The following is a 5735-nucleotide window of genomic DNA, read 5'->3' as shown; positions in this document are numbered from 1 at the left end:
TCGAAGCCGAAGCATTATTATCTGCAATTCCTGGCGTTCAAATTTTGAGATTGAATACCACAGATAATAATGCTTCGGCTTCGTGATAGAATGGAACGGGAATGATTATCTTATCATCACCACTTAAATGGCGAGTAATAAAATTATGTATTATTGCATAAGCTGCCATGCCAGAAGATGCTAAGATCAGACTCCAATTGCTATTTAAGTCATAGAGTTTTGTCAGTTCATTCTCCATGTCTGCAATCAGAAAGCTTTCCCATCTGTCGTAATTAACTATTTTTCCACTTTGCTTTCTCAAATCAAAAAAGTTGGGGACGATTGCTTGGTTATAGGAAGCAGATGACCACTCTAGGTGACTGCCAAACTGCCCGAAAAGCAAGAGTAAGTTTCGGATTCTAAAATTTTGTCTTGTAATATAGCTGCTATATTCTTCGATGCTCCCATCGCCCGGTTGTTCTAAATCAAACTCCTGCAAGATATTTAACATTATGTTTTTGACTGAATTAGAAACTTCTAAGCCAGTTGTATCGGGAGCAAGATTTTTGTCTTGACAGAGTTTAATATAGTCATTTTGCATTGACTCCCAAGACTTCATTCGAGATTTAATATCTTCAATCCGATATTGAAATAGCTTTGTATCCTCTAAAATATCTAGCTCTTGAGTGCGTTGGTTTAAAGTAGATTCCATATTTTTAATAATGCTTACCATGTTTTGAGTTGACCCCCATCGATCGCAATAAAGTTTCCAGTCATAAAACTCGATTGCTGAGATACTAAGTAAGTGACTAAACTAGCGACTTCTTCAGGTTTTCCCATTCGTCCCATCGGAAGTTCATTAACCAGATGTTGTTGAGCTTCCTCAAATGTTATGTTTTTATTGGCAGCAAGCTCCTTAGTTAACCTTAAGACTCGTTCTGTACCAATAGGCCCTGGAGAAACTGTATGAACTAAGATATTATCAGAAACTAATTTAGCTGCAATTGCTTTGTTGAAAGCAGCGATACCTGCTCGAATCGTTGATGATAATAAAAGCTCCTCTCTGGGTTCTTTAGCAGTGCTGGAAGCAATGGCAACTATTCGCCCCCATTGTTGCTCTTTCATATCTGGTAAAACCGCTTTTGTCAGTCGCACAACGCTCATCAAGCTAAGTTGAAACCCCTCATTCCATTGCTCTTCGCTCAGTTCCATCAGACCACCAGGAGCCGGCCCACCCACATTATTAATTAAAATATCGATGGAACCCAGTTGGGTTTGTACTGTTTCTACAAGCCTGTCTATGTCGGATTCTAAACTGAGATCGGCAACTACACTAACAACTTCTGAACCATTTTCTGCTTGTAATGCTTCTTGGGTTGCTTTCAGATTTTTTTCGTTTCGGGAGCAAATTGCAACATGCACTCCTTCATTAGCTAGGGACTGGGCAATTGCCCGACCAATACCACTACTAGCAGCACAAACTAATGCCGTGCGATTCTTTATTCCTAATTCCATAAAACTCGATTCTTGATTAATGGTAGAAACCTCTGTCTATTGACATCCTCGATTTTTTTAAGATTGTTTGTCAGATTTAACATTTGGACTACCTTCTGATTAAACTTTTCGGTTCCATTCAAAAGACGATCTTCAATCCCACTTTCTGACCTTCTGATGAGAAATTCTGAGCATAGATTAACTGTGCATGACAAAACAAGTGCAACACTGCACAGTCGTGGCACTCTCCTTGTATTTCTGTCATACTGTCATCTCCCCCGATTTTTTTCACTCTCTATTGCGAGCCGTTATAAATACAGAGGTTGCTAGGGTCTGTCATCAGTTAGCCGTACAATCGAGACTCAACATTGATTCTAGCGTTTCGAGCGGTTTTAGCGATTGCCCTCAAATTCTTACCCTGAAAGGCTTCTAGATTTAACTGACGACACGCCCTAGTACCTCAACCCAACCGACAATATCCTCGATCGCACTACGATCTCGGCGCTCATACTATGGGCAAAGGTATTCGATAGGTTTGTCAAAATGTTCCGCTAGATCCGGCAGCAATCCTTTAGCCCTTTCCATGCTGTCTTTGGGGCAAGGACCTCCATCGGAACCCACACTCTGCTGAAAACGGAACAGGTTGTGGGGATCGTATTTCTGTTTGACTGCGCACAAACAAGGGTAATATTCAGCCCAGTAGCGCTGAGACCAGTTATCGACATAGGGTTTCGGGTAATTCTGGTAAGCCTCCTGGTATGGACTGTCACCGACGATCTCCAGCCACTTATTCAGGAAGCAAAGCGCCTTCTCCTTCTCCGAATTATCTTTCCAGTAGACATTGAGGAATGCGTTGAAATCGTCTTTACGGTGAATATAGGCGTTACCGCCCCGCTTTGTGTCGTCGATAGCCGCCCCGCCCGGTTCTATATGCAGTTTTGGCAGACAATTGAATTCGGACTTAGCCGAACGAAAGTGATCGATTACAGCCTTCCAGCTATCGATACCCAATTTTTTCTTAAAGAAACGGCTCTGCTTCTCCTGTGATGGGAGATCCTCTATATTGGTATTGGTAAACTGGGTTTTGTTGTCATATTTGTCATATCCCATCAGGCGAGAGTTGAGATCCGGATACGAACTGTTAGCTTCCCATTCTACTTCACATCCTTCAATGGCGATCAGATCCTTCAGTAAATCGCTGCCCGTACCATATTTACCGATATATACGGTGCGCATCAACAGGTAGGGGACTTTTTCATCGTCCTCTTCAAGGAAATGGAACAAGACCATATAACCGAAGGTTCGGTCTCTGTTTGAACCCATAAACTTGCGCTGCATCAGATCCATTACCTCAGCTCCCTGTTGGGCTTTGTCGTTAGTGTCGATTTTCCAACGCATGGCAATAGCCCCGAATTGGGGGGCTTCATACGTCTTGTAGGTCACTTGGGTAACAATACCGAAATTATTCCCTGTGCCGCCCCGTATAGCCCAGAACAGGTCGGCGTTAACCTTTTCATTTGCCTGTACCAGTCTGCCGTTTGCCAATACCACAGTCAGATTGATGACGTTATCGCAATTCATTCCAAACATGCGCGAGCCAAAACCGTAACCGCCGCCCTGCATATAACCACCCACACACAGCTCCGGGAAAATAGCCCCTGGGGTGAAACGGCCATAGGAATCGAGGACTCGATAGAAATCACGAAACTGGACGCCAGGACCGACAGAAATCACATTTTGTTTGGGGTCGAACATTTGGTCGTTCAACTCCCGTAAATCCAGCATAATACCCGATTGTACCGTAGAATAACCAGCGGTGCTGTGACCACCAGAACGGGGAGCGAACGGAACTTTAAAGCCCCGTTGGTGCAAGCGGTAGATACATTTCAGGAAGCACTGGACATCAGACTCAGTATGGCATACTGCGATCGCCAGTGGCAAGATGTATTTGAAGTTATTGTAAAATAACTTGCGCCGTTCTTCGTACTCATTATCCCCAGGAAAGACCCAGCGACCACGGGTGTCCCACATCAGACGCTCGACTTCTTCCCGGGTCAGGTGCAAATCTTGTAAAGTTGCGGCGGTATTTGTTTCTGTCCTATCCCAACTAGCGATACGGTTTTTGATTTCAAGTTTTTTGCTGTCGTCAAATTCAGGCATGGAGACTTCTCGAGTACAAATTATCAAATTATTTCTTTGCTATTGCAGGTGACTTTTAGCTGTTGTTACTTAGAGCTGATTTATGGATTGTTGAGCGAACCTTTGGATGGTTGAATAGATTTAGACGCTTAAGCAAGGATTATGAGGTGTATTCAGATGTAAGTGAAGCCATGATTTATGGAGCTTTAATTCACCTGATGGTGAGGCGACTGGCTAATTTAAGATTTACTTTATAAATCAGCTCTAAGCCGTAGTCAAGAAATGGTTCTTTAATATCTACCTCTTTTTTATCTATCTCTAAGATTTCAGCTAAGTAAGAGACCAACCACTCTTGAATTTCTGCCAGTGTCAATTGATGAGTTTGAGTTTGCATTTTTTTGTTTTAGTCTTAATTATTAGTTTACTGGTGTTGTAGTTATGAGTTTTTTCTTGGAGACTCATACCTCAAAGAATTAACTTTTGTGTTGCATAGAGCGTGGGATGAATGTAGGTTGGGAGAAAGATGAAGTTCCATAAACATTCATCCTTTGATTCAGCAACGCCTTAACTTTTTTGGCATTGCATAATTGCGGGATGACTTGATCGGGAAAGATTAACTATAATCCCCGTGTCCCCGTGTCCCCGTGTCTCCGTGTCGGCCTCAATCATCCCAGTATTCAGCAACGCCACTTTTTTTAGCCTCTATCATTTCTGTAGTAGGAGATTGAATATTCCATGCTAATCCCATAAATTGTAAAATGCGGATCGCCCAATAGCCAAAGTCTATCTGCCACCACTTTAAACCAAATTTGGCTGAATTAGGGAAAGCATGATGATTGTTATGCCAAGATTCTCCCTGAGTAGGAATAGCTAGCCAGATATTGTTTGTACTTTGCTCGCGAGTATTAAAAGGACGAGTACCATATAAATGAGTGATGGAATTGATGCTATTTGTAAAGATGTACGACAAAAATAGACGTACTGCACCTCCCCATAAAAATCCTGATAATAAGCCTTTCCAAGTTCCTGTTAATATGCCTCCTAAAATAGTTGGAATGGCAATTCCAATTATTACCCAAATATAGTAAAGTTCGTTGACTTTAGCAATAGATTTATCCCGAAGTAAATCTTTAGCAAATAATAAAGTATTTGTGATTTTGTGAGTGAACATCCAGCCAATTTGGGCATTCCATAACCCTTGAATTTGACTAAAGTATTCCTCGCCACTTTCAGAGCAATAGGGGGAATGAGGGTCTCCTTGGCGATCGCTGTACTGGTGGTGACGTCTGTGATTGCTAACCCAATAAGTTACAGGGCCTTGAAAAGCCATACAACCAAGTATTAGTAAAATAACTTTAACAGGAGTATTGGTTTGAAAAGCACCATGAGCAAATAGCCGATGGAAACCAACAGTAATTCCCAAAAGAGTCAGAATGTACATACCCAGAAATAGCCCGACTTCTACTATGCCAATGCCCCAGTAAAAGGCGGTTATTATTGCAGCGATGGAACCGAGTAAAGGAATTATGTTAATAGCTAAAGCATGAACTTGTTGTGCTTTTTTCAGGCGATCGCTTTCGATGGTTATTCTTTTTCTATAAAGTCCTTCTTCTTGTATTGCTAATTCTGTCGTTTTATCTAATATTGACATAAAATTTGCCTCCAACTTCCTTTTTGTGTTTGGGTGAATTTTATTTTTATACTTTTAGACATGGTGAATTACCTTTGATTTTTGATTATTCAGGTTTTGTTAGGTGCTTGAAGCATATATTTATAGGACTTACGCAGCACAACCTATTTCCGTCCGCAGAGAACTAAAGGGTTTGCGGAGCAGTCCGGAACGGATAGCAATCTCAAATCCTAGTTTTTCTCTCCTTATGGGTAAGTCCTGATTTAGCTAATCTTTCGTATTATATTTTAATTTTGTTAGTTAATTTGTGTAAGTATTATTATTTTTGCTTAAACTGTCTATAAACAAAACTAATATTTTTTTGACAAGTTAATTCTCCATACTGATAGCTTTAGCAACCAGCAAGAAGAAAGCCCCGGACCAGTAACGCCGGACTTTTTCGGCCTAGATTAATTCACAGCTCAAGCATCAATCTAGTGGCAATTAATCTAGG

Annotated in this window: 5 protein-coding genes and 1 pseudogene; 1 reads left to right on the top strand and 5 read right to left on the bottom strand. The window is 41.3% G+C overall.

Features of this window, described 5'->3' with window-relative positions:
• Window positions 1–37: 37 nt before the first annotated feature.
• The 3 genes from F6K13_RS15405 to F6K13_RS15395 form a co-directional block, all read right to left on the bottom strand.
• Entirely contained in the window at window positions 38–691 is a 654-nt protein-coding gene (locus F6K13_RS15405) for a hypothetical protein (protein WP_287287793.1), read from the bottom strand.
• Window positions 692–705: 14 nt separating this feature from the next.
• Window positions 706–1494, bottom strand: a complete 789-nt coding sequence (locus F6K13_RS15400; RefSeq protein WP_287287792.1) for an SDR family oxidoreductase — start codon at window positions 1492–1494, stop codon at window positions 706–708.
• 489 nt (window positions 1495–1983) lie between these two features.
• A complete protein-coding gene (locus tag F6K13_RS15395; RefSeq protein ID WP_287287791.1) occupies window positions 1984–3633 on the bottom strand; it encodes an FAD-binding oxidoreductase in 1650 nt (549 codons plus the stop codon).
• A gap of 83 nt (window positions 3634–3716) precedes the next feature.
• On the opposite strand from F6K13_RS15395, the pseudogene F6K13_RS15390 reads away from it, so the two are divergent.
• Window positions 3717–3869: pseudogene (locus tag F6K13_RS15390) on the top strand (IS5/IS1182 family transposase); the annotation flags it as partial.
• Here F6K13_RS15390 and F6K13_RS15385 read toward each other — a convergent pair.
• Window positions 3824–4006 carry a hypothetical protein gene (locus F6K13_RS15385; protein WP_287287794.1) on the bottom strand — a complete coding sequence of 61 codons (183 nt, stop codon included), beginning with the start codon at window positions 4004–4006 and terminating at the stop codon, window positions 3824–3826. The pseudogene F6K13_RS15390 and the gene F6K13_RS15385 overlap by 46 nt on opposite strands.
• Before the next feature lie 267 nt (window positions 4007–4273).
• Window positions 4274–5263, bottom strand: coding sequence for an acyl-CoA desaturase (locus F6K13_RS15380; protein ID WP_287287790.1), 990 nt, complete (start codon window positions 5261–5263; stop codon window positions 4274–4276).
• Window positions 5264–5735 lie beyond the last annotated feature (472 nt).

The organism is Okeania sp. SIO2B9, assembly GCF_010672505.1.
Lineage (GTDB): Bacteria > Cyanobacteriota > Cyanobacteriia > Cyanobacteriales > Microcoleaceae > Okeania > Okeania hirsuta.
The sequence above is the reverse complement of the archived record's forward strand: the minus strand, read 5'-3'. Positions and strand labels throughout refer to the sequence as shown.

Excerpts from the sequence above, each read along its gene's own strand:
- F6K13_RS15405 (WP_287287793.1), bottom strand. The coding sequence starts at position 691 with ATGGAATCTACTTTAAACCAACGCACTCAAGAGCTAGATATTTTAGAG.
- F6K13_RS15400 (WP_287287792.1), bottom strand. The coding sequence starts at position 1,494 with ATGGAATTAGGAATAAAGAATCGCACGGCATTAGTTTGTGCTGCTAGT.
- F6K13_RS15395 (WP_287287791.1), bottom strand. The coding sequence starts at position 3,633 with ATGCCTGAATTTGACGACAGCAAAAAACTTGAAATCAAAAACCGTATC.
- F6K13_RS15385 (WP_287287794.1), bottom strand. The coding sequence starts at position 4,006 with ATGCAAACTCAAACTCATCAATTGACACTGGCAGAAATTCAAGAGTGG.
- F6K13_RS15380 (WP_287287790.1), bottom strand. The coding sequence starts at position 5,263 with ATGTCAATATTAGATAAAACGACAGAATTAGCAATACAAGAAGAAGGA.